Origin of the sequence: Geoalkalibacter ferrihydriticus DSM 17813 (assembly GCF_000820505.1) — a bacterium.
In the GTDB taxonomy this organism is placed as follows: domain Bacteria; phylum Desulfobacterota; class Desulfuromonadia; order Desulfuromonadales; family Geoalkalibacteraceae; genus Geoalkalibacter; species Geoalkalibacter ferrihydriticus.
Map to the genome: position 1 here is coordinate 44246 of NZ_JWJD01000003.1, position 24662 is coordinate 68907.

23 protein-coding genes are annotated in these 24662 nt (G+C 58.4%); 20 read left to right on the forward strand and 3 right to left on the reverse strand.

The window, feature by feature from the left end; all coding sequences use genetic code 11:
• Positions 1-225: 225 nt before the first annotated feature.
• From GFER_RS09200 to GFER_RS09215, 4 genes are all read left to right on the forward strand, one after another.
• A complete protein-coding gene (locus GFER_RS09200; RefSeq protein ID WP_040098867.1) occupies positions 226-2154 on the forward strand; it encodes an ABC-F family ATP-binding cassette domain-containing protein in 1929 nt (642 codons plus the stop codon).
• Positions 2155-2239: 85 nt separating this feature from the next.
• Positions 2240-3547, forward strand: a complete 1308-nt coding sequence (locus tag GFER_RS17685) for a ParA family protein (RefSeq protein ID WP_052446240.1) — start codon at positions 2240-2242, stop codon at positions 3545-3547.
• 205 nt (positions 3548-3752) lie between these two features.
• Complete coding sequence (locus GFER_RS09210; RefSeq protein ID WP_040098869.1) at positions 3753-4706, forward strand: hypothetical protein; 954 nt, start codon at positions 3753-3755, stop codon at positions 4704-4706.
• A 23-nt stretch (positions 4707-4729) separates the two neighbouring features.
• The gene (locus GFER_RS09215) at positions 4730-5416 is read left to right on the forward strand and encodes a hypothetical protein (RefSeq protein WP_040098870.1); all 687 of its coding nucleotides are present in this window, start codon (positions 4730-4732) and stop codon (positions 5414-5416) included.
• 176 nt (positions 5417-5592) lie between these two features.
• Here GFER_RS09215 and GFER_RS09220 read toward each other — a convergent pair whose 3' ends face one another.
• Positions 5593-5808, reverse strand: coding sequence for a hypothetical protein (locus GFER_RS09220; RefSeq protein ID WP_040098871.1), 216 nt, complete (start codon positions 5806-5808; stop codon positions 5593-5595).
• A 157-nt stretch (positions 5809-5965) separates the two neighbouring features.
• Here GFER_RS09220 and nadC point away from each other — a divergent pair, with 157 nt between their 5' ends.
• The 15 genes from nadC (at position 5966) to GFER_RS17695 (ending at position 19768) form a co-directional block, all read left to right on the forward strand.
• Complete coding sequence (nadC, locus tag GFER_RS09225) at positions 5966-6787, forward strand: carboxylating nicotinate-nucleotide diphosphorylase (protein ID WP_040098873.1); 822 nt, start codon at positions 5966-5968, stop codon at positions 6785-6787.
• A gap of 68 nt (positions 6788-6855) precedes the next feature.
• On the forward strand, positions 6856-7848 hold the full coding sequence (locus GFER_RS09230; RefSeq protein ID WP_040098875.1) for a biotin--[acetyl-CoA-carboxylase] ligase: 993 nt from the start codon (positions 6856-6858) through the stop codon (positions 7846-7848).
• Between the two features lie 60 nt (positions 7849-7908).
• A complete protein-coding gene (locus tag GFER_RS09235) occupies positions 7909-8682 on the forward strand; it encodes a type III pantothenate kinase (protein ID WP_040098877.1) in 774 nt (257 codons plus the stop codon).
• A 178-nt stretch (positions 8683-8860) separates the two neighbouring features.
• Positions 8861-10939 carry an elongation factor G gene (gene fusA / locus GFER_RS09240; RefSeq protein ID WP_040098879.1) on the forward strand — a complete coding sequence of 693 codons (2079 nt, stop codon included), beginning with the start codon at positions 8861-8863 and terminating at the stop codon, positions 10937-10939.
• Between the two features lie 58 nt (positions 10940-10997).
• Positions 10998-12020, forward strand: coding sequence for an SPOR domain-containing protein (locus tag GFER_RS09245; RefSeq protein WP_040098881.1), 1023 nt, complete (start codon positions 10998-11000; stop codon positions 12018-12020).
• A 16-nt stretch (positions 12021-12036) separates the two neighbouring features.
• Positions 12037-13065: a hypothetical protein gene (locus GFER_RS17690; protein WP_052446241.1), complete on the forward strand. Its 1029-nt coding sequence runs from the start codon at positions 12037-12039 to the stop codon at positions 13063-13065.
• A gap of 103 nt (positions 13066-13168) precedes the next feature.
• Entirely contained in the window at positions 13169-13639 is a 471-nt protein-coding gene (locus GFER_RS09255; RefSeq protein WP_040098884.1) for an MOSC domain-containing protein, read from the forward strand.
• Positions 13636-14133 (forward strand): MogA/MoaB family molybdenum cofactor biosynthesis protein, encoded by a 498-nt coding sequence (locus GFER_RS09260; RefSeq protein ID WP_052446242.1) that lies wholly within the window; start codon positions 13636-13638, stop codon positions 14131-14133. Before GFER_RS09255 ends, GFER_RS09260 begins: the two co-directional genes overlap by 4 nt.
• Positions 14134-14161: 28 nt before the next feature.
• A complete protein-coding gene (locus GFER_RS09265; protein ID WP_040098886.1) occupies positions 14162-14902 on the forward strand; it encodes a PilZ domain-containing protein in 741 nt (246 codons plus the stop codon).
• Between the two features lie 189 nt (positions 14903-15091).
• A complete protein-coding gene (locus GFER_RS09270) occupies positions 15092-15760 on the forward strand; it encodes a DUF502 domain-containing protein (protein WP_052446243.1) in 669 nt (222 codons plus the stop codon).
• 359 nt (positions 15761-16119) lie between these two features.
• The gene (locus tag GFER_RS09275) at positions 16120-17784 is read left to right on the forward strand and encodes an AMP-binding protein (protein ID WP_040098888.1); all 1665 of its coding nucleotides are present in this window, start codon (positions 16120-16122) and stop codon (positions 17782-17784) included.
• A gap of 46 nt (positions 17785-17830) precedes the next feature.
• Positions 17831-18550 carry a YkgJ family cysteine cluster protein gene (locus GFER_RS09280; RefSeq protein ID WP_052446244.1) on the forward strand — a complete coding sequence of 240 codons (720 nt, stop codon included), beginning with the start codon at positions 17831-17833 and terminating at the stop codon, positions 18548-18550.
• Positions 18551-18577: 27 nt separating this feature from the next.
• On the forward strand, positions 18578-18790 hold the full coding sequence (locus tag GFER_RS09285) for a CsbD family protein (RefSeq protein ID WP_040098890.1): 213 nt from the start codon (positions 18578-18580) through the stop codon (positions 18788-18790).
• Between the two features lie 44 nt (positions 18791-18834).
• Positions 18835-19191 (forward strand): hypothetical protein, encoded by a 357-nt coding sequence (locus GFER_RS09290; RefSeq protein ID WP_040098892.1) that lies wholly within the window; start codon positions 18835-18837, stop codon positions 19189-19191.
• Between the two features lie 7 nt (positions 19192-19198).
• On the forward strand, positions 19199-19768 hold the full coding sequence (locus tag GFER_RS17695) for a stage II sporulation protein M (RefSeq protein ID WP_052446245.1): 570 nt from the start codon (positions 19199-19201) through the stop codon (positions 19766-19768).
• Positions 19769-19805: 37 nt separating this feature from the next.
• Here GFER_RS17695 and GFER_RS17700 read toward each other — a convergent pair whose 3' ends face one another.
• Positions 19806-22049 carry a Cache 3/Cache 2 fusion domain-containing protein gene (locus GFER_RS17700; protein ID WP_052446246.1) on the reverse strand — a complete coding sequence of 748 codons (2244 nt, stop codon included), beginning with the start codon at positions 22047-22049 and terminating at the stop codon, positions 19806-19808.
• 126 nt (positions 22050-22175) lie between these two features.
• Positions 22176-23231: an AI-2E family transporter gene (locus GFER_RS09310; protein WP_040099481.1), complete on the reverse strand. Its 1056-nt coding sequence runs from the start codon at positions 23229-23231 to the stop codon at positions 22176-22178.
• A 190-nt stretch (positions 23232-23421) separates the two neighbouring features.
• Here GFER_RS09310 and GFER_RS09315 point away from each other — a divergent pair, with 190 nt between their 5' ends.
• Complete coding sequence (locus tag GFER_RS09315; protein WP_040098895.1) at positions 23422-24612, forward strand: M24 family metallopeptidase; 1191 nt, start codon at positions 23422-23424, stop codon at positions 24610-24612.
• Positions 24613-24662 lie beyond the last annotated feature (50 nt).

Genomic DNA, 24662 nt, shown 5'->3' on the forward strand with positions numbered 1-24662 from the left:
ACGCGGCGTTTCTGGTCTGATTCCGGAGGCTCCGGCGGGAAAACGAAAAGTGCACTAAAAAAACGGGCCAGCTGCCCGGATTTTTGTAAAAATTTGACCGGCTGAAGGTTGCGGTCTGCGCAGAATATAACAGACTCGACATTCTTTGAATAGTGCCAAAGGTTGAAAAAGAGTACTCATTTTAAATGTTTTAAGCCACTCGGGGGCTGTGTTATAAGAAAAGCCATGTTTCAGTTACAGGACGTAAAAAAATTCTTCGCCGACCGCGCCATCTTTGCAGGCATCAACTGGACGATCGGCACTCAGGATCGTATCGGCCTGTGCGGCGAGAACGGCGCCGGCAAGACGACTCTGCTGCGTTTGCTGGCCGGACAGATCGTTGCCGACGAGGGCCAGGTGCGCAGTGGGCGCGACGCCACTCTGGGCTATCTGCCCCAGGATGGACTGGACTATCGCGGCCGCACCCTGTTTGATGAAGTGCGTAGCGCCCTCGATGAGTTGCTGAGTCTGGAGCGCGAGCTCAAACGTCTTGAACAGTCCCTTGCGGCCAGCCAGGATGAGCGCGATCTTGAACGCTACGCTCTGGTGCAGGAAATGTTTCTTCAGCGCGGCGGCTATACCATGGAGGCGGAAATCGGCAAAGTGCTTCACGGATTGGGCTTTGCCGAAAGTGATTGGGAGCGGCCCTGCGAACATTTTTCCGGTGGCTGGCAGATGCGTATCGGTCTGGCCAAGCTTCTATTGCGCCGTCCCAACCTGCTGCTGCTTGACGAACCGACCAATCATCTTGACCTGCCCGCACGTGACTGGCTTGAAGATTATCTCACCCGCTACCCTTTCGCAGTGGTCATGGTGTCCCATGATCGCTTTTTTCTTGATCGGGTGGTGACACGCATCGTTGAAATCTGGAACGGCCGGCTGACGGAATATCCGGGAAACTACAGTCGCTATCTCGAGGCCCGCGAGGCGCGCATCAGCGCTCTGCGCGAGGCCCGTCGCCGCCAGGACGAGGAGATCGCGCGCATTGAGGCGTTCATCAACCGCTTCCGTTACCAGGCCAACAAGGCGGCATTGGTGCAAAGCCGCGTCAAGCAGTTGGAAAAGATTGAGCGCATCGAGGTGCCGCCGGGGCGAAAAAAAATCGCTTTTCGGTTTCCCGATCCGCCCAAGGGGGGCCGGTTGGCCTTGGAACTCAAGGGTGTATCCCATGGCTACGGTGAACTACAGGTGCTCAAAAACATCGATTTGCTGGTCGAGCGTGGCGAGCGCATGGCCCTGGTCGGCCCCAACGGCGCCGGAAAATCAACTCTGATGCGGATTCTCGCCGGCGTCGAAGCGCCGCTGGCGGGCAGTCGCGAAGAAGGGCACAATCTTAAATTCGGCTATTTTGCTCAGGATCAGGCGCGCGCCCTTGACGCCACGCGTACCGTTCTCGAAGAAATCACCGCGGCGGCGCCTTTTGATATGGTGCCGCGGGTGCGCGACGTGCTCGGTGCTTTTCTCTTTTCCGGTGACGATGTTCACAAACGGGTCTCTGTACTCTCCGGCGGTGAACGCAACCGTTTGGCCCTGGCGATTCTGCTGCTGCATCCGGCTAACCTGTTGTTGCTCGATGAACCGACCAACCATCTTGATCTGCAATCCAAGGACGTGCTGCTCGACGCCCTGCGGCACTACAACGGCACCCTGGTATTTGTGTCTCACGATCGTTATTTTGTCGATGCGCTGGCGACGCGCGTGGTAGAGGTTGGTGGCGGGCGCCTGGCCAGCCATCCCGGCAACTATGAAGATTTTCTGCGTGCCCGCGAACAGACAGGTGATCTGAGCCACTCCCGTGAACGGGTTGAACAGCACCGGGAGCAGGACCAGGCACCGGTGCCCCTTGAGCGCGAATCACGCCAACAGTCGCAACACGAGCGCAAGGAAGCCAAGCGTCAGGAACGGCGGCGGCAGAAGGATCTCGACGAAGTGCAGGTTCTGATCGAAGCCTGCGAGATGCAACTGGCAGATCTGGAGGCACGCATGGCCGCACCGGACTTTTTCGTCGATGCCGAACGCGCGCGCAGCGCCGGGGCCGAACATGAGCGTCTGCAGGCCGAGTTGGCCCGGCTTTATCTGCGCTGGGAAGAGCTCGAGTTCGAGGCGGCCGGCTAGGCCTGTGATGGCGACGTCTCGGCATCACCAAAAAATGTCTCAGAATTATGCGACCCGACTAACCACACGAAACACCAGGACAGCCATGAGCAATGCTCCTTTCGTCGTGACAGTCGCCAGCGAGAAGGGCGGGGTCGGCAAAACTACCGTCGCCACCAATCTGGCTGTTTACCTGAAAGCTTTGCGCGAAGATCTGCCAGTAACTATCGCCTCCTTCGATAACCATTTCAGTATCGATGCCATGTTTGCCATCGGTGAGCATCGCGGAACTTCGGTGCGCGACCTGTTTGTGCAAAGTCGGGCTCCACAGGCGACCCTGGGTGAGTACGGGGTGCAATTTTTTGCCTCCGAGCGGCACCTTCCCGAACCTGGCGGCGGCACCGACAGTCTGCGGGCGGCGCTCGCGGCATCACAACTGGGCGGCATTCTGATTCTCGATACCCGTCCGATTCTGGATTATTTCACCCGCAGCGCTCTGGCTGCTGCCGATCTGGTTCTGGCCCCGGTCAAGGATCGCGCCTCGCTGGTCAATGTCGCGGCCCTGCAGCGGGCTTTGCACGACGAAAACGGCGATGCGAGCTGCCTGTGGCTGCTGCCGAGCCTCATCGACCGACGGTCGCGCTTGCGCGAAGGGGTGAGCCTAGAGGATTTTCTGGTGTTTGCGGCCCGTGAGCGCGGTTACCAGCTTGCGCCCACGGTCCTTGCCAAAAGTCCCAAGGTCGAAGGGCTGGCCACGGGTTTTTCGCGCCGCACCTATCCGGTGCTGACCCACGCGCGCGGCACCCTGGTGCATGCCCAGTTACGCGTTCTGGCCAGTTTCGTGTTGGAGCGCTTTGCCGCCGCCGACCTGCCCTTATCGCTGCGCCGACAGGCGCAAGCCGCGTGTGCGGCGCGCCGTCCCCCGCGAAGGCTGGCCCCTGAATGCCCCCTGTGCGGCGAGGCTCCCGCTGCCTCCGGCGGTTGGTTCTGTGAAGATCCTGCGCGTCGCCGCCGTAGTTTCTTGCATGGCTCTTGCCTGGAGGGGGTGCTGGGGGAACTCGATCCCGCCGAGCTTTTCCCTTGTGGGGGAGCGCTGGTGGTGGATAAGCCCGAGCCGGGTTGGCGGGAGGAAAACGCTTTGTATCTGCATGGATTTAGCCAGGAGGGAGCCGTGTCCGTCCGGCAGGAGCTGCTGGGTGAGGCCAAGCAACCATTTTATGATTTTCTACGTGCCGTCTGCGGGCGTCTGCCGGAAGAGCTGCCCGCGACTCGAATCCTGCTGACGGCCGGCGGCGAAGAGCCTCCATTTTATCCAACTCCGGCCGACTACCGTCGTTACGCGGTCCTGCGGCGACAGATTCTCAGACAGCTGCGAAGTTCTTTCAAGCCAGGAAGCCCGGCCGATGAAGCGTGAGAGAGAGCAGGCGGGTCCTCCACCTCGGCGGCCAGGTGCCGGCCCATGAAATTTTCCTCGACAAAGACCGCACCACGCCCCTGTGGCCTTCCCTAGATCCTTTTGGTGATTTGCGGACTTTAATGTTGACAGTCTATTTTATTTGTTTGTAGGATCATTCAGTTTGCGGCGCGTGCGCCGCGCGACTCATGGAGAGAGAACCTGCATGATTTTACTGCCGCGCGGAAACCCTTTGAAGGAAAATCTCAACCCCGGCAGGGTTGACCTTCCCGGCGCCTTACGCAAGCTGCGCGCCGGTCATTTTACTGGCTACCTGCGTTTTGAAATGGCCGCAGGGACCGGTATCCTTATTTTCGAGCAAGGCAAACTGGTCAGCGCCTTGTTTGAAGGCGAAAACGAGCGCTTGGTCGCCCGCGATGCTATCGGTCGCATTTTTGAAGAGTCTTTGCTCGGCAACGCCCGCCTCGATATTTATCAGCTCTCACCCGAGTTGGCTCTGAGCATCCACTCCCTGTTGCACGGCGAGGTGCTTTACCAGCGGCAGGAACTCAAGCTCATCGACATCAAGGCGCTGCTCGGACGCATTCGGGAAGAGCGCATGAACGGCTGCCTGCGCATCTATGCCGGCGATCGCATCGCTTTGATATTTTATGACCGGGGCAATGCCCTGGGGTTCTTTCATGACGGCGCGACGGATATCGAAACCACCGCCGACACCTCTATGTCCATTGCCCGGCTGCCCGGCGCCAAAATTGATCTTCTCGCCACCTCGAGTCTGGAAGACCTGATGCTGACCGATCTGCAGGATTCGGCTGATCTTGAGCCCCTGTGGCAGAAAGCGCGCAAGCTGATGCAGGAGCGCCGCCGGCGCCAGGAAGCCGAGGATGGACGAGCCCTGGAAGAGCTTGACGCCCAGCGTCGACAGCGCCTGCTGGCTTTGCTGAGCGAGATTGGGGCCAAACATCTGGGCAAAGTCGGCGCGGCATTGACCGAGAAGGAATTTGAGCGAAGCGTCACTGCGGGCACTCTGATTACCGAAGCGAGTCTGGTCAACTTTTACGTCAACCTGACCCGCGCGGCCCGCATGGTGGCCGGCAACACCCGTGTCAACCACATGCTCGACGAAATGAAAAGCGGGGTTAAGGCTCTGTTTAAATAGACGAGACCGGAGGAATTGCCGTCATGGATCTGGGCATTTTGCAGATAGGCCTCTGGCTGATTGCCGGAGGAGTTTCATTTTATTTCAGCCTCAACAACGCCCGGGTATGGACCAGTATCTGCCTGGGTTTTTTTCTGATCCTCATCGGTGAAATCATCCCCTCCGCAGTGCCCTTCCTGCCGGGGCTGGACATCCCCGAGATTCAGGCGCTGGGCGCCATCGTCAGCACCATCGCCATCATGGTCATGACCCACGGCTTCATGGAATATTACGTTTTTTCGCGCACTCTGGAGCTCGAAGGAAATAAAGCCCATGTTTTTCTGGGGACGGGGCTGGTGATCGCCGGGTCGTTGATTTTCGTGCTCGTTAATCCCACGCCCTCGGCCCGCACCCTGGAAATCATTGGCGTCATCGAAAAAGCCAACTGGGTTTTTCTTTCCATCATCAACATCGACATGATTCGCAAGATTTATTTCAACGTCAAAGATACGCCCATCAGTCGCGGCTTTCTTGCCTTCGTGGCGATTTTTGTCTTTATCTTTCTCTGGAAAGGCTCGCAGCTCTATATCGAGGTTTACGATCTGCGGACGCTGGCCGTGGATTATCCCTTCCGCTACAATCTCTCCGCCGTCGTCGCAAATCTGGGCAACCTGCTTGCCAGCGTCACCGTCGGCGGCACCTTCCTCTATCTGGCGCGCCTGTTGCGCTGATTTTTTCTGGACAAAGAGCCGCTTTTTCACAAAAAAAGCGGCTCTTTGTCATGCGCCTGGGGCGCCGGATTCAACATCAGCTCTCGGGGGGAAGTGGGCGATCGGCTCACACCTTGGGCGGACACTCTCCTTCCGAAAATACCAACAGGCTATCGGTCCCCTGCGCCTTGCGGGTTTCAGGCGCGGTTGCCCCGCGTGGTCAGTTCGTGGCCGCAGCGGCTGCAGAACATTTTTATCAAGGTTCCTTCGCGGTCGGGTTGCGATCGTTTTTTTTTGGCGCTGTTCGTCGGCTCGTCATCCTTTAGGGTGTCGCGTGAAGTGGCGGTCGCCAGCCCCTCGCGATGTTCGACGCCGAAGCAGTTAGGGCAGGTCACCTGATTGCGGGATTTCATAGGCCTCCTCTCGATGCAATACTTATTGTGGACTTTTAACAAGAGAGCCGAAAAAAGTAAAGGGAATCACGCATCTTGGGGCGGGGCATTTTTCGTTGCGAGGGACCCCTCCCTATGCTATAAAAAGCTGTTTTTATGAAACTTTCAGGGGGTTTTCATGTTTGAAGTCGAGCGCATCATCCGCACCGCTCTCAATGAAGATATCGGCGCCGGTGATCTAACCACCGAAGCTACGGTTGCGGGCGGCACTCAAGGTGAGGCGCGCCTTGTCGCCAAGGAAGACTTTGTTCTTGCCGGCATTGAAGTGGCACGGCAGGTTTTTCACTGCGTTGATGCCAATGTTGCCTTCGATGCGCACAAGCAAGATGCCCAACAGGTGCGCAAGGGCGAGGTGCTGGCAGTCATGCGGGGGAACGCGGCCTCTCTGCTGCAAGCCGAACGGGTGGCGCTCAACCTGGTGCAGCGCATGTGTGGTGTCGCCACCCTGACCGCCGCATTTGTCGATGCGGTGGCTGGCACCGGCGCCCAAATCGTGGATACTCGAAAAACCACGCCGGGGCTGCGCATTCTTGAAAAATACGCCGTGCGTATGGGGGGGGGGCGCAATCATCGCTATGCCCTGTATGACGGGGTGCTGATCAAGGAAAATCACATTGCCGCCGCCGGAGGCATTTCCGCGGCTGTTGAACGGGCCCGGCAGCGCCTGTCGCACATCCACAAAATTGAAATCGAAACACAGACCCTCGACGAGGTGCGTGAAGCCCTGGTTGCCGGTGCCGACATCATCCTGCTGGACAATATGGATGTCGCCATGTTGCGTGAAGCCGTCGGGGTGGTTGCCGGTCGGGCCCTGACCGAAGCTTCGGGCGGGGTCAACCTCAAGAGCGTGCGCGGTATCGCCGAGACCGGCGTCGATCTCATTTCCGTGGGTGCTCTGACCCATTCCTATCGTGCAGTGGATATCTCCATGCTCTTTTGAGGATTCGCATGGCCGTTTTCGGTGAATGGCTTCTCATCACTGTTCGTCACGGGTTTTTGTGAAATTTTATGGTTTCAGTTCCCCACAGTTCTCAAAATGCCGTTCTTGCCCTCCTGCGCGAGCAGAATGGCGCCTGTGTTTCCGGCGCGGAGCTGAGTCGGCGGCTCGGAGTTTCGCGTACTGCCATCTGGAAACAGATCGGTGCCCTGCGCCTTCAGGGATACCGCATCGAAGCGGCGCCATCGCGCGGATATCGTCTTCTTGGCGGCCCCGATCTGGTGACTGCCGGAGAACTGCAGGCCGGTCTTAAAACCGCCCTGGTGGGCCGCAATCTGGTTTATTTCGCCGAGACTGATTCAACCAACATTCAGGCGCAACGTGCGGCGGAAGAGGGGGCGGCCGACGGCACCGTGGTCGTTGCCGACAGCCAGAGCGCCGGCAAGGGCCGTATGGGTCGGCGCTGGACATCCCCGGCGGGAGTCAATCTCTACACCTCGGTGCTGCTGCGCCCCGCAGTGCCGCCTTTGCGCGCTCCCCAGCTTACTTTTGTCGCCGCGCTGGCTGTCGCCCGCACGATTCGCGAGCATTGTGGGTTGCCGGCCGAAGTGAAATGGCCCAACGATATTCTGCTCGACGGCTGCAAGGTCGCCGGACTGCTCAGCGAAATGAGTGCCGAGAGCGAGCGGATTCATTATGTGGTGCTGGGCATGGGTCTCAACGTCAATATGGATGCCGATCAGTTTCCCGCTGATTTGCGCTACCCAGCTACCTCCCTGAAGCTGGCTGCCGGGCATGGGTGGGACCGCGCCCCCCTGGCTCGCCACCTGTATCGCCTCCTCGAAGAGATTTACCAGCAGTTTCTCGACCAGGGGTTCGCGCCCATTGCCCGTCAGTGGGAGGAACTGTGCCCCTGGAGCGGCCGCGCTATCGAGGTGGACCGCGGTGTGGATTGCCTCCGCGGCACCTTCGCCGGAATCGACGAAAACGGCGCTCTGCTGCTCGACATCGGGAGCGGCTCCCCCATCAAGATTTACGCCGGCGACGTGCGCCCCATCGATTAAGGACTGAAGGCGCCCTGATCTGCTATGATCACCGACAACTGACTACGGACAACTGACCCTATGCTGCTCGCCATCGACATCGGTAACACCAATACCGTTCTGGGCCTTTACGAAGGTAGCCGCCTGACGCGCAGTTGGCGCATCAATACCGACAAGGCACGCACTGTCGACGAATATGCCATCGTCATCCACGACCTGTTCCGTCTTGGCGATATTCATTTTCGCGACATTCATGACGTCATCATCTCCTGCGTCGTGCCGCCCCTGCTCAACACCTTCGAGTTTCTGTGCCGTCAATATTTCAGCAAAAAACCTCAGGTTGTCGGGCCGGGTATTAAGACCGGCATGCCCATTCACTACGACAATCCCAAGGAAGTCGGCGCCGACCGCATCGTTAATGCGGTTGCCGCCTATGAACGCTATCGCCGCAGCCTGATCATCGTCGATTTCGGCACCGCCACCACTTTCGATTTCATCTCAGCGCGGGGCGAGTATCAGGGTGGGGCCATCGCACCGGGCGTGGGGATTTCCGCCGAAGCGCTGTTTGAGAGGGCAAGCAAGCTGCCGCGGGTGGAAATCGCTCGCCCCCCCCAAGTGATCGCCAAAACCACCGTGGGCAGCATGCAGGCCGGGATCTTTTTCGGCTATGTCGGCTTAGTGGACGGTATCGTCGAGCGCATGAAAAGCGAGGTGCGCGAAGAGCCGCTGGTCGTGGCCACGGGCGGGTTGGCGGCGTTGATTGCAGAAAGTTCGAAATGCATCGACGAAGTGGCCCCGGATCTGACACTGGAGGGTTTGCGTATCATTCACGCGCGCAATCGGGGCGGCTTTTGACAGGCTGACCGGCGGGTGGTAGACTTGTCCAGCACCAGAGAAATCTCAATCATTTCAGGGAGGTGTCAGCGAAGAGGGAGCGCATGAAATATTCACCAGGGCGGTAGCGCCCAAGAGTCTTTTCCACCAGGTTGTCATGCGACACAAGTCGCCACACAATGGAGTGAAAGGAGAAACCATGGGAAAGTACGACACCTCAAAGATCCGAAATCTGGGGATTGTCGCTCACGGAGGGGCGGGTAAAACGTCCCTGGTTGAAGCGATTCTCTTCGACACCGGCATGGTTGATCGCCTCGGGCGGGTTACCGACGGCACCTCAAACATGGATTTCGAGCCGGAAGAGATCAAACGCGGCATCACCCTGAGTTCCAGCCTTCACCATTGCGAGTGGCAAGACCACAGCCTGCACATCGTCGATACTCCCGGTTTTTCCAACTTTCTTCATGATACCCGCAACTGTCTGCGTATTCTCGGCGGCGCCGTGGTCATTGTTTCCGCCATTTCCGGCGTCAAGGCGCAAACGCAGAAAATCTGGGAATGGTGTGAGGATTTCGAGGTGCCGCGTATCGCTTTCGTCAACAAGATGGACCGCGAACGCGCCGATTTTCTCCGTGCCGTGGACGATATGTCCAAAACTCTCGGCAATCGCGCAGTGGTCGTGGTCATGCCCATCGGTGCGGAGGCCGAATTCCGCGGCATCATCGATTTGGTGCGGATGAAAGCGCGGCTTTTCCAGTTCGACGAAAAGGGTACTTATGAGGAGGGCGAGATTCCCGCGGAATATCTCGATGAAGCCAAGCGTCTGCGCACGGAGATGCTTGAGGCCGTGGCCGATGCCGACGACGAACTCATGGAAAAGTATCTGGAAAACGAGACCCTCAGTGAAGAAGAGATTCTGCGCGGACTGCGTGAAGGGACCTTGACCGGAACCTTTACGCCGGTGCTGTGCGGCAGCGCCACCGCCAATATCGGCATTCGGCAGTTGCTTGATTACATTGTTTATTGTCTGCCCTCGCCCATCGACAAGGGCGAACAACACGGTAAGCACCCTTTGACCGGAGCCGAGGAAGTGCGTCAGCCCAGTGAAGAGGGCCCGTTTTCCGCCATGGTTTTCAAAACGATCAGCGATCCCTACACCGGCAAGCTGACGCTGATGCGGGTCTATTCCGGCAGCCTCAAATCCGATTCCAGCGTCTACAACCCCAATAAGGATGTGACGGAGCGGGTCGGGCAGATTTTCGAGATGGAGGGGAAAAAGCAGAAACCTATTCCCCTGGCGGTGGCCGGCGATATCATTGCCATTGCCAAACTCAAATCGACAGCCACGGGCGACACCCTGTGCGACGCAGCCCATCCCATCCTCTTCGAAAGTCCCATGCCCCTCAAACCGGTTATTTCTTTTGCCTTGCAGACCAAGGGCAAGGGGGATGAAGACAAGCTGAGCTTGGCGCTGCATAAGCTGATCGAGGAAGATCCGACCCTGCAACTTGGCCGCGATGAAGACACCCGTGAGATGATCCTTTCGGGCATGGGGCAGGTACACCTCGAAGTGGCGGTGGAAAAACTCAAGCGCAAATTTGGCGTGGAAGTTGAATTGAAAGAGCCCAAGGTGCCTTACCGTGAAACAATTTCGGGCCGCACCAAGGTACAGGGAAAATATAAGAAGCAATCGGGCGGGCGCGGCCAGTTCGGCGATGTCTGGATTGAAATGGAGCCTCTGCCGCGCAGCGCAGGTTACGAGTTCGTGGATAAGGTTGTCGGCGGAGTCGTGCCGCGCCAATATATCCCCGCCGTTGACAAAGGGATTCAGGAGGCCTCTCTGCACGGCATCCTGGCCGGCTATCCGGTGGTGGATTTTCGTGTAACATTGGTGGACGGGTCGCACCATTCCGTCGATTCGTCGGAAATGGCTTTCAAAGTAGCCGGCTCAATGGCCTTCAAGAAGGCCCTTGAAGCCTGCAAGCCGGTTCTGCTCGAACCGCTGATGGTCATGGAAATCAGCGTTCCCGATGATTGCATGGGCGATGTTATCGGCGATATGAACTCGCGCCGCGGCAAGGTCCTCGGTGTTGAGCCCAAGGCCGGCAGCCAGTTGATAAGGGTACAGGTGCCCATGGCCGAGGTGTTGCGCTATGCACCGGAATTGCGCTCCATGACCTCGGATCGCGGGATGTTCACCATGGAATTCAGTCACTACGAAGAGGTGCCGCCGCATTTGACCTCAAGGCTTCTCACCGAGCTGAAAAAGGCGGAATAGACGGCCGTAAATTGTCACATATTCACGGCAACGCATCAAGCACGGAGGACCGATCAGGATGGCCGACAAAGACGATCTGAAGCTCGACATCGAAGAGGAGGAGCCCGCTTCCGACCAACCCATGGAACCCGGACCTCCCGCCGAGGAACATGCCGGGTCCGAGGTCGCCGGGAACGGGCCGCCGGTCGGCTCCGACGGGCGCGAAACCGCGCCGCGGCGCATGCTGGTGGTTCTGCTTTTGCTTCTCATTTTAGCAGTGGGGGGCGCGGCCTGGTTCTATTTCAGCCACCAGCCCGCGCAGGAGCCCCTGGCCCGTGGGGTGGTGCCGACCCAGACCAGGACTTTGCCGGTGCCGGCCCGCGAGCCGGCACCGACACCTGCTCCAGCGCCGAGTGAATCGCAACCGGTCGCCGCCCCCGGTGCCGAAGCCGAATCTTCGGGAGCAGAGCCGGGGGACGCCAAGGCTGATGCCGCCGAGGTCGAGGGGAGGGCCCTGGAGGAAGATTCCGGTACGCCGCCGGTTGTCCCCAGGGATTCTGGCGTCGCAGCGAACGGAGAACCTCGGGTTCCCGCCGAAACCGTGCAGGATCTGCCCGCGCCGATTCCGTTATCTCCCGCCCCGCCGGTCGGTGAGTTTACCGTTCAGGTTGGAGCCTATGCCGCCCAGCCCACCCTTGCCGAGGCTAAGAAAAAAGTGAGGGCCCTCGGATATGAGCCTCAGGTGCGCGAAGTCCAAACCACCAGAAGTTTGACCCGTCTGCGGGTCGGCACATTCTTTCCCAGCCAGGGGGAAGCAAAGTTGGCTGAAATCAGGCAGCTTGGGGATTCGGAGCCTTTCTTTCTGATGGATGGCGATCTGATGGTGGTTTACGCAGGCACTTTCCAGAGCAGGGAGCGAGCCCAGCGGTTCGCTGTCCAGTTGCAGAAACAAGGTGTTCACGTTGAAGAAGAAAATGTAAGAGCCGCCGTACCCCTGTCCATTGTGCGTTTCGGTGATTTTGCCACCCGCGCCGAAGCCGAGGCCGCTGCGGCCCGCGCCCGGGATATGGGTATGGAGACCTTGATCGTCAAGCGCCGCTGAGCGCGGCAGGTTATTCATGTCTTCGTCGGGTGAGATTGCACGTTCCCGGGTGCCGGCGCGGGTCGCCAAAATTGTCGGGAGAAATGCCCCCCGCTCACTGCAGCTTGCCGCGGTTCGGGGAGAGTTGGCGCTCACTGATATCGAGTTGCTGACCGTCCTTGTGTTTTTGTGTCAAGGCGCTGACGAGGATTTGCGCCGACAGGCTTTGGGGACCATGCGCTCCCTGCCGTCGGCCACTTTGCAGGCGGCTGCCGCCGATTCTCACCTCCCCGCGCAGCTCCTGCACTTTATTGCGCGGGTGCATCCTGACAACCTGGGCGTGATGGAGACGCTCGTGTGCAACCCGGCAACGGCCGACGTCACCCTCATCGGTCTTGCCCGGCGGGCCGACGCGGCACTGCTTCAGCGAATCGCCGATCAACGGCAACGCCTGGCCGAGTGCCCGGATCTGATGGTTGCCCTGTGCTCCAGTTCCCACGCCGACGAAGAACTGCGGCGGCGGTTGGAATGCGGTGGGGGCAGCCAGCAAGGCGCAGCCCCGCACAATGGCGAGTCACCCTCCGCACAGGGCAGGGTTGAAGAGGATAAACAGACCACAGGCGAAGAGGGACCAGAAGAGGATCAGATCAATTTCTCCAAGTATCAGCTATCTCTCGACATGCCTGTCGCCGAAAAGATAAAAACGGCCCTGACCGGCGACAAAGAATGGCGCACCATCATGCTGCGTGACGCCAACAAGCTGGTTTCCTCGGCCGTTCTCAAGAACCCCCGCATTACCGACGGCGAGGTGCTCTCCGTGGCGCGAAACCGCAGCTCCCACGACGAGTTGATCCGCCTGGTCCTACTTAACAACGAATGGGTCAAAAGCCCGGAGATTCGCAAAGCCCTGGTCGTCCATCCGCGGACCCCGTTGCCCAAGGCCTTACGCTTCATGAGCGCGCTTTTTGAAAAGGAATTGAAACAACTGGCCAAAAGCCGTAATGTGTCGCAGGTGATCGTCAACAACGCGCGGCGCATGCTGGCGGCGCGCGAGAAGAAAAAATAGTAACTATTCAGCTGCGACATCCGATAGTGCCGCCGCACCCTGCGGTGCATGCTGTACAATTACAAAAAATAAACGGTTGGAATCTCAAGTGGGAGCCTATGTGATGCAGCAGGGAGAAGTCGTCGCCGTCTGTACCAGTCCGGGGAAGGGCGAGCGAAAAAAAGATGTGGGGCAGGGTGTTCTGGTCGCCGGATTCGGGCTTGAGGGCGACGGCCATGGCGGCGACTGGCACCGCCAGGTAAGCTTGCTCGGTATGGAGAGTATTGGCAAAATGCGCGCGGCCGGCTTGGACGTGGGGCCTGGCGATTTCGCTGAAAATCTCACCACTCGCGGTCTTGACCTCTGCCATCTGCCTTTGGGCACGGTATTGCAGGTGGGGCGCGAGGCACTGCTGGAGATCACTCAGATCGGGAAAATCTGCCATGACCGTTGCGCTATTTACTACCAGGCCGGCGACTGTGTCATGCCCAAGGAGGGGATATTTGCCGTCGTTCGCCAGGGTGGGCCGGTTGCCGGAGGGGATCCGGTTGTCGTGCTGAAGATGGGAACGGGAGTCAGCGAGGCGGCACCGTGAACAAATTGCATTTTTCCATCGGCATTCTCACCCTTTCCGACAAGGGCGCCCGCGGGGAACGCGAGGACGAGAGCGGACGCATCATCGGTGAGATGGTGGCGTCACTGGGTGAGATTCGTCGCTATGAAGTCATCCCCGACGACGAGGAGCGCATCGTTGAAGTGCTGGTTGAGTGGAGTGATCGCGATTGTCTCGATTTGATTCTCACTACCGGTGGCACCGGACTTACCCAGCGCGACATCACTCCCCAGGCTACCGCACGGGTTCTCGATTACGAGGTGCCGGGAATGGCCGAAGCCATGCGAGCCGCGAGCCTCGCAAAAACGCCCCACGCCATGCTCTCGCGCGCCCTGGCCGGAGTTCGTCGCCAGACACTGATTGTCAATCTGCCCGGCAGCCCCAAGGGCGTCAGGGAAAATCTCGAGGTGGTGCTGCCGGCCTTGCCCCATGGCTTGGCCAAACTCAAGGGCGATCCATCGGATTGTGCGCGCTAACGGATTTTTCTTAGGTTTAACGAACGCTATGCCGAAAAAAATTCTACTTGCCAGCGCTGAAAAAGATTTTCTCGATCGGGTCGAGGGATTTTTCGGTCGCGAGGAGTTTGTTCTGTTGCGGGCGCACAACGCCCCAGAGGCGCTGCGCCTCATTGAAGATGAAGATCCCGCCCTGGCTTTTGTCGCCCAGCATCTCCCTCCGGATGGAGGCGACGCTTTCTGTCGTCGGATCAAGAAAGATTTCCTTCTGCGTCGGACGCGGGTGATTCTCCTGGTGCAGGGCGCCGATGAGGATTCGGAACGCTGCCGTGAGAGTGGCGCTGATGCGATCGTGGCCCTGCCCGCCGACTGGACGACCCTGCTCGACAGTTCACGTCGTCTGCTTGATCTGCCCGATCCGGGGCGCCTGGCGCCGCGCGCCGCTCTTCGGGTGCCCCTGCGTTATCGGCGTCTGCCCGCGGGTGAGTTCGAATGCGGCAGCACGGTCAATCTCAGCACCGGCGGCCTTTTTCTGGAAAGTGAAGTGCTCTATCCGCGCGATAGCCGGCTTGAACTGGTTCTTGACCTGAGTTCCTGCCAGGGTCCGCTGTTGTCGGTAACGGCGCGCGTGGCCTGGATCAACCACCCCGAATGGATGCGCAAGGCGCAGCTGCCCTGGGGCATGGGCTTGGAATTGCTCGACCTGAGCCTGCAGGATCTGGCGCGCCTGGAATCCCTGGTTTCCCAATTCTTGTCATCTTCCCCCGATAAGCCCGCCGGCGCGTTTTAATAGACCGATTCAGCCGTGGCCTTGCCTTGTGGCTGTCAACTCCTGGCTCCGGACGATTTTAGCGCCGGTTGCAGAGACCCGAGCCGCCGCAAGCCTGACTTTTGTGTATAATGAAACTCTGGAAAAAAGGCTTGGATCGGCAACCATCAGTTTCTGTCCCTTTTCCTGAGCGCGAAAAGGAGCGCGCCTATGACAGGCGATACCAACAACGAGTCGCACAAGGGCCATTGGGGGCGCCGCATCGGTCACCATCTCAAAACCAAGATGGGCGCCGGGCTACTGGTGGTGATCCCCGCCGGCGTCACCATTTTTATTCTGAGTTTTCTCTTCAACCTCGCTGACGGGGTATTGGCCCCCTATATCCGCAAGACCGCTGTTTTTCTCTTCGGCGAGGGCGGTCGCTATATTCCTGGCCTGGGCATGATCGCCGGAATTCTCGTCATCTATGTTTCCGGCCTGATTGCGTCCAACGTTTTCGGCAAACGCCTGATCCATGTCTGGGATCGCATTCTCTCGCGCATCCCTCTGGTGAAGTCGATTTACAGCTCGTCCAAGCAACTTATTACGGTTTTTTCCGCAAGTGGGCGTGAATCCTTCCGGCGAGCAGTCTATGTTGAGTTTCCCATGGAGGGATCCTTCTCCATCGCCTTTGTTACAAATTCCGTATCTACTCCTTCGGGGAAAAAATACTTTACGGTCTTTATTCCCACTTCCCCCAATCCGACCTCGGGCTATGTGTTGATTCTGGAAGAAGCGAGGGTGTATCCCACGGAATTTTCCGTTGAGGAAGCCATGAAAATTATCATGAGCGGCGGAATCGTGGTTCCGGAAGATTTTCTCGCCCAGAAGCTCCAGTGAGGGGTTCAACCCCGGAAAGAGGGCGGGCGGTAGGTTCTTTTCACAGTCTCTGTGGATAGCGTTGTGAAAAATTGCCGTATTGCGGCGCGGATTGCCCTCGATACAGGGATTTTCAGCTCTTTGCTTAAAAATTAATCACCTGCCGAAGGCCAAGGTTTGCCCCAAATTTTCCCGGCTTATAAATTGACGGCAGAGGAAAATCCGTGTTATCAGAAATCTGGCTGAAAAACAGAACCCTTTGCAGGAAATCGTTTTTGCCTTTCGGGGCTTTGTTAAATTGATTGCATCTGTTCAGATGCAATGCTAAATCGCGCCGCAGACTGAACCCTTACAATTGACCGATTTGGAGACTTCTCGCCATGGCGCAGGCTCTTTCCTTTACCATCGGCGCATTGCTCAACGACACAGCGCGGCGCTTTCCCGATCATGACGCCCTGGTTTATCCCGATCGCAACCTGCGCCTGAGTTATGCCGCCTTGGATGCCCTGACTGATCGTATTGCCAAAGGCCTCCTCGGGTTGGGCCTGCGCAAGGGCGATCACGTCGCTATCTGGGCGACCAATGTCCCCGAATGGGTGGTGTTGCAGTTCGCCACGGCCAAGATCGGAGCGGTGCTGGTTACGGTCAACACCAGCTACAAATCCTCCGAAGTTGAATACGTACTCAAGCAGTCCGACGCCACTACACTCTTCCTCGTAAAGGGCTTTAAAGATACCGATTACGTCTCAACTCTTAATGCCGTCGTACCTGAGCTCAAGACGGCCGTGCCCGGTGAGCTGCACAGCGCCGGACTGCCTTCGCTGAGAAATCTGATATTTCTCGGGGATGACGCGCCGTCGGGCATGTTTGCCTATGCCGAACTGGAGGCCCTGGGCGCGAAAGTGAGCGATGCTGCGTTGAATGCAGTCACCAGAGCGCTTTCCGATGATGAAGTGATCAACATGCAATATACCTCGGGAACCACCGGCTTTCCCAAGGGCGTCATGCTCACCCATCACAATATCATCAACAACGGCTATAATATCGGGGTCTGCATGGGCTTCAGCGAAAAAGATCGCCTGTGCATTCCCGTCCCCTTTTTTCACTGCTTTGGCTGCGTGCTTGGTGTTTTGGCCTGTGTTACCCACGGCGCGGCCATGGTGCCGGTGGAAACCTTCAATCCCGAAGCGGTGCTGCGCACCATCGAGGCGGAAAAATGCACCGCCGTGCACGGCGTGCCGACCATGTTCATCGCCGAACTGGAGCACCCCGAGTTCAAAAACTACGATCTCAGCTCCCTGCGCACCGGCATAATGGCCGGCTCACCCTGCCCCATCGAGGTCATGAAGCGTGTTATTCGTGACATGCACGCGAGCGAGATTACCATCGCCTACGGCCAGACCGAGTCCTCGCCGGTTATTACCCAGACCCGTACCGCCGATCCCCTCGAGTTACGCGTGGCGACCGTCGGCCGCGCCCTGCCCGATGTCGAGGTCAAGATCGTCGATATTGAAACCGGTGCCGTGTTGCCGCCTGGTAAGCAGGGCGAGTTGTGCACGCGAGGCTACCTGGTGATGAAGGGCTACTACAAGATGCCCGAGGAAACCGCGCGTGCCATTGACGCCGAGGGCTGGCTGCATACCGGCGATCTGGCGGTGATGGATGAAAACGGCTACTGCAAGATCACCGGGCGCATCAAAAACATGATTATTCGGGGTGGCGAGAACATCTATCCCCGCGAGATCGAGGAATTCCTCTATACACATCCCAAAATCAGCGATGTGCAGATTTACGGCGTGCCTGATCGCAAATACGGCGAGCAGGTCATGGCGGCGGTCAAACTCAAGGATGGGGTCAGGTGCAGCGAAGCAGAAATCAGAGATTTCTGCCGCGAGCGCATTGCCAATTACAAAATTCCCCATTACGTAAGGTTTGTCGATGAATACCCCATGACCGCCAGCGGCAAAATTCAGAAATTCAAGCTGCGCGATATGGCGATTCAGGAACTGCGGCTGGAGGAGGAAACCCGCGCGCAATCGACCTGATCGCTGGTCGCGTTCATTTTCTCCACGGTTGGGGAGGGCAGGGCCGGTGCAAGACATCTGGCAGGAACTGAACCGTCAAATTCTGGCGGGGCAGGATTTTTTTGACGACCAATGTCGCAGCCTGCTGGTGGCTCTGCGTGAGCAGAGTGTGACGATTTACTGCAAGGCGGGTTGCAGCAACTGCTGCACCCTGATGGTCAATGCGACCTTCCCCGAGGCGTTGCTGGTCGGAGCGGTGCTTGCGCCGGAACAGTTCGATGCGGTCGCCGCGCATGCCGAGGGACTGGCCCGGATCGCCTGCGATGCCCGCGACTTCAAGGACTACCTGCGGCGCCGCAGAAGAGATCTGGGGCCCTGCCCGCTGTTGAATGCGGATGGGCGCTGTGGGGTGTATGCCGTGCGCCCCATTGCGTGCCGCGCGCTCTTTGCGACACGCAACAGCGCGTGGTGTGCGGTTGATTTCGGCACCTTGCATTCCGCCGAAAAAGAGGCATTCATGAGCAGTCTGGACCCCTCTTTAGTTGCCTTTCCCACCCATTATCTTGCCGCGACTCAGGCATTGGGGCAACAGCTTGAAGCACGAGCCGCAGCCGCCATGGTTTCACGCTGGGGCTTTTCTCTGAACGGTAGTCTGGCTTTTTTGCTCTTTCTCGAACAGCGCTGTCGCTTAAGCGCACTCATTCCACAAGGGCTGGCGGCAACCCGGCAGGCCCTGGCCGCCGCAGGGTACGATCTGCCCTTCGTGGTGAACTATGATCCGATTTGATTCCCCCAACTTTCAAGGAGGCTTAACATGACCAACGAAGAATTGCGGGCTAGATGGCATCAATTGCGTGGCCTGGCCAGAGAGTTCTGGGGAGAATTGACGGGTGACGATGTTAATTTCATCGGCGGGCAGCGCGAGTTGCTTGTCGGCAAACTTGAAGAGAAGTACGGTATGAGCCGCGAAGAAGCGGAAAAGCAGGTTGAGGAGTTTTTCAACTCCGTTGCCGGGCCTGAGGCCTAAGCGGTTATCGGGCCATCGTCACTCTGGGAGAAAGGATCATTTACATGGAGGAAACGCCTGAGCAGCAACCCGAGGAAGATTTGGCCGAATATGCCCCGGGGATGCAGGCCCTGCGTCGGCGGCGCTGGTTTCTCTGGGGGCTGATCCTGATTTACATTCCGCTTATGTGGGTAACTTTGGAATTGTCCGGATCTGACCGGGTCGCCGGGGTGGTTTTCGCGGTGTGGATTCTGCTGGTGTGCGTCGCCGTGGTTTTTGCGGCCTTTGCCAAATGCCCCCGCTGCGGCAACTTTTTCCACATGCAGGGGTTCATGCCCCTTTATCTGCGCCGTTGCCTGCACTGCGAGCTGCATGTAACCGCGGATAAACAGGCACTGAAGAAAAAGTCCGCGCACCGATGACTGGATTATGATTTCCTTGTTGCGTGCCGAGGGCTCATTCCGGCAGCGGGTTTTCGCGCTTCTCGGTGAAGCGCGTTGGTGCATCCTTGCCGCGCTGATCCTGTTTTTGCTCGGCGTGGTCTTTGGGCCGCTCTATCCCGCGCCTGGCCTGCACCTGGCCGAGGCGCTTTTTGAGATGGCCCAGGCTCTGCACGATAAGAGCCTGCTGCAGATCGCCGTGGCGATCTTTGTGCGCAACCTGTCGGCCGTGACCTTCGCACTGCTTCTCGGCGTCGGCCTGGGGCTTCTACCAGTGGCTGCCGCCCTGCTCAATGGTTGGCTGGCGGGGGTGGTGATAGCCGAACAGCCGGGCGCTTTGTGGATGATTCTGCCCCATGGGGTTTTCGAGCTTCCGGCGGTCTTTATCGCATGGGGGTTGGGCATCTGGTGTGGTCTTTGGGTGACGGCCCCGGCGCCTTTCGTGGCCCTCAAGACGCGTTTGAAAAAAAGCCTCTGGCTACTGCTGAGGTTGATCGTGCCGCTGCTGGCGATTGCCGCATTCATCGAAGCCTCCCTGATTGCCTGGTTGACTTCCTGAGCGTTTGCGTCTTCCTCTCCCCATTGATTTGCCGCAATCAGCTCAGTTCGGTTCCGCGTTCTTCCTCTTCCCAGGGCAACTTGACAAACACCTGGGTGCCTTTGCCGCGCTGACTCTCCACCCACACCCGTCCGCCGTGGCCTTCGATCACATGCTTGACGATGCTCATGCCCAGCCCCGTGCCGTCGACGGCGGTGGTCGAGGTGTCGGCACGGTAAAATCGTTCAAAAATTCGCCGCCTCTGCTCGGCGGTCATACCGATGCCCTGGTCGGCGACCTCGATCAGAACCCCGTCGGCTTCCCCGTGCCCGCTGATGCGAATGGTGCCGCCGCCGGGTGAGTATTTAATGGAATTGCTGACAATGTTCTCCAGGGCCTGCTCCATCTTGCCGCTGTCGATGGTCAGTTCCAGCGGATCGTCGGGCAGTTCAAGAACAAAGTCGTGCTTCTGTGTGAGGTTGCGACCAAAAACTTCAATTTCACGCAGTAGTTCTCTGATGTCTTTTTTTTCTTTCTCGATGGGGATCTCGCGGCCCAGTTCGATGCGCGTTAAATCCAGAAGGTCATTGACGATACGCGACAATGCCCAGGCCTTCTTGTTGATGTAGGCCAGGGCTTCCTGCCGGGTTTCCGCCGGCAGGCCCTTTTCGTTGAGGAGCAAATCCGAATAGCCGATGATGGAGGAGAGCGGGGTGCTCAATTCGTGGGCCGCCGTGCAGATGAATTCACTCTTCATGCGGTTCATGGCGCGCTCACCGGTGACATCATGAAGGATGAAGATCATCCCTACGGCCGTGCCGACACGCGTTTGAATGAGCGAGGTGCGCCCTTCCATGATGCGGGATGCCGTGCCGTCGTGCAATTCGACGTCGAAGCGCGTGCCGCCCCGGCCCTTCTCAAGTGCGCCAACCAGGTGTTCGCGCAATTGCGGGTGGGAGATTACCTGCTCAAAGGGTTGATGAATTACTTGGCGCAGGGAGGCGCCCAATAATTCCTCCGCAGGTTTGCTTAGCAGCACGATGCGTCCGTGGGAATCGGTAACGATGAGGATTTCCGCGACGGAGGTGAGGATGCTGTCGATGCGGTTACGGATGCCGCCGGCGACGAAATAGCCCGCCGGCACCGCCAGCAGCATCATCAGCAGAGCAGTCAGTCCGATCCAGTAGCCCATGCCGGTCATGGCGGCCTGCAGGCGAAACTGACTGTCCTTGAGATCGGTTTCGTAATAGCCCGCGCCGATGACCCAATCCCAGGGCTCGTAATAGGCAATGGCCACGACCTTGTAACGAGCTTTTTCTTCCCCAGGGTTGAGCCAGGGATAGCGCGCAAAATCCACGGGAATTCGCGCGTTCTTGGCGGATTTTTGCAGGCGCAGGGCTCTTTCGACGATCTCGCGGATGAAGTGGTGGCCAGCGGCGTCGACCTCATCCCACAGGCTCTCGCCGTCCCGTAGTCCATCCTGCGAGATAATGTAGGTGCCGCGCTGTTCCCCCGTGCCGCCGAGGACGTAAACATAGCCGGTTTTGCCGACCACGATGTCCATGATGCCCCTGCGCAGGCTCTCCAGGCTCTCCTGTTTGACTCCGACATAGAGGGCGCCGACCACTTCGGTTTCGGCGTCATTCCAGATGGGCTGGTAAGCCGTGACATACCAGGCGTTGACCACAAAGGCCCGACCCTGAAAAGTCTCGCCGCGCAGCAGGGCGGCAACCACCGGGTCGGCAAGTCCCTCAGCGGTTTGTGCCGGTATATAGGTGCCCAGGGCGCGGCGTCCTGCGGCGTCGGCAACGTTGGTTGCCACGCGCAGCATGTCGCCGCGTTGATTCATGCGCTGGAACAGAGTGACGGTGCCGCCGACCAGGTCACGTACCTCGTCGACGATGGGAGAGGGCAGGTCAAAGGAGTCGTTCCGGCCTAGCCAACGGCCGCCGACCAGCATTCGCGGCAGGGCGATTTGAGTTTGTCGGTGAGTGTATTGATCAATGGCATCCCAGACTGTCATGGGCGGGGCGAAGCTGATCGCCCCGGCTTGGTCGAGGACGAATTCGGCCACCCTCAGATTGCTGTTGATTGTGATCTGGGTCGCCTCCTGAGCCGCGCGGCACATGAGATAGACGTCCTGAGCGATCTTCTGCGCTTCGCTATGGGCGTGGCGCTCGATTTCTCGGGCGAAGAATCTCTGCACCTCCTGCTTCTGGTAGAGCGCGACGCCCGCCGCTACCAGCGCCGTGAGCAGGATCGGCAGAATGGCCAACCCGGTGACTCTGACCCCGATCCTCATGTTTTTGCGGCTCCTCCCCGAAACCTGGAGAAAAACGCATCCCCCGCCCAGGGCGAGGGTGCGTTTTAATGATACCGCAAAATGAAGGTTGATTTGCGCGGAACTTACGATTAAATAGTCAGGAGGCTAATTGGTCAGGGCTTCGCGCGGCCAGGCATTGATGATGGCGTTGATCAGGGTCGCCAGGGGGATGGCGAAAAAGACCCCGAGAAATCCCCAGATCCCACCGAACACAAGGATGGCGGCGATGATGGCGATGGGGTGCAGGTTGACCGCTTCGGAGAGCAGCAACGGCGCTAACAGGTTGCCGTCAAGCAGTTGAATGATGGCGTAGGCGATGAGGACATAGAAAAACTGTTGGTCAAAACCCCACTGGAAGGAGGCCACCAGAGCCACCGGCAGGGTGACGACCGCGGCCCCCACATAAGGGATGAGAACCGAAATACCGACGAGAAAGCCAAGCAGCATGGCGTAATTGAGATTGAGCAGCCAGAAGGTGACGCCGGACACGATCCAGACAATCAAGATTTCAAGAATTTTGCCGCGGATGTAGTTGCCGATCTGGCTGTTGACCTCCCGCCACACGGTACTGACCAAAGTGCGCTCCTGGGGAAGAAAACCCTGCATCCAATGCAGGATGCGGTCTTTGTCCTTGAGAAAAAAAAACACCAGGATCGGCATCAGTACCAGGTAGACCAGCAAGGTCACCAAGCCGAGCACTGACGCCATGGAAACCGTGAGCAGTTTCTGCGCCTGACGCACCACTTCGGCGCGCAGGGTGTTGGCAATTTCCTGCGTTTGGGTTTCGGAGATGAGGCGTGGATAGCGCTCAGGCAGAGCCATAAGCGCTGCTTGAGCTTCGCTGATCATGCTGGGCAGTTGCTGGATGAGTTGCGTGACCTGTTTGATCAGCATCGGCACCAGCCAGAAAAAGCCGACAAAAAGCAGGGCCATAAAGATTGCGAAAACCAGCAGCACCGCCGCCAGGCGCGGCAGGCCGAGACGGCCGAGGCTGCGCACCGGTCCCTCGAGCAGATAGGCGATGACCAGGCTGGCGAAAAAAGGCACCATCATCCGCCCGAACATCAGCACCACCACCAGCCCCAAGGCCAGAAGCGCCAGAAGAATGATGACCTGTTGGTCGGTGAAGTTGCGCCGAAACCAATTGGTGATAACGTCCATTAAAAGTCGAACCTCGTTGTCCAAAATATCGGTTACGAAAGCAGACATATTAGCATAAACTGTAGAGAAATACAGAGAATCCGTCACCTGTCCCACCTTGACAATGACGGGCCCTGGAGTGAGAATAAGCCATATTTCTTTTCGCTGATTGTTTTCTTGGATTGTTCATCTGCTGACGGAGGTTTCCCCCATGCGTATAACTCCCCTTGCCGAACTTGAGCGTCGTATCCAGTCCCTGCAAGGCCAGATGGGCCATGCCGATCTTGATGCCGTGCTCATGGTACAGAATGCCGACCTGTTTTATTTCACCGGCTCAATTCAACAGGGTGCCCTGTACGTTCCGGCCGCAGGCGAGCCTCTCTACATGGTGCGCAAGGACTACACGCGGGCGCGCATGGAATGCGGGCTCAAGGAGGTGGTGCCGTTCCGCAGTCCCAAGGATATCCCCGGGATTCTTGCTGATTTCAGTCGCCAGATGCCGAAGAAAATCGGATTTGAACTCGATGTGCTGCCCGTGGCCATCTTCCAGCGCCTGCAGAAAGTATTCGGGGATGCAGAAACAAGCGATGCAAGCCATCTCATTCGTACCGTACGCGCGGTCAAATCCGACTACGAAATCGAAATCATGAAGGATGCCGCGCTCATGGTCGACCGCGTCTGCCAGCGCGCCAAAGAAGTCATCCGCGTGGGCATGACCGATCTGGAGTTGGCCGCCGAGCTCGAATTTGCCGCGCGCAAGCTGGGACACCAGGGCATTACGCGCATGCGCGGCTTCAACTCCGAGCTGTTCTTCGGCCACATTTTTTCCGGAGCGGACAGCGCTGCGCCCGCCTTTCTCGATGCGCCCCTAGGCGGTATCGGGGTCAATCCGAGCATCGGACAGGGGGCGAGCTACAAACGCATCGAACCCAATCAGCCCATTATTGTTGATTTTGCCGGGGCTTTCGACGGTTACCTGGTCGATCAGACGCGCGTGTTCTGTATCGATGGGCTGCCCGAGGAACTGGTCAGGGCCTATGACGACATGGTCGCCGTGGAAATGCGCCTCAAGGAGCTGGCACGTCCCGGTGCGGTTTGGGGCGAGTTGTACGATGCCTGTTGCGCCTATGCCGCCGAGCTGGGCCACAAGGAACACTTCATGGGCGCCCCAGGTGCTCAGGTGTCCTTCATCGGTCACGGAATTGGGGTGGAGATCGACGAATATCCCTTTATCGCCCGCGGCTTCAAAGACCAGGTACTGGAAGAGAAGATGACGTTTGCCTTTGAACCCAAAGTGGTTTATCCCGGTTTGGGCGCGGTGGGAGTCGAAAATACCTTCTGGGTGGCGCCCGAGGGGCTTAAGCACCTGACGTTCACCAGCGAGGAGTTGGTTGTTCTTTAGATTTGTCGGATGCCGCGGCACAAAGACTGACGAAATGACGGTGGGGGAGG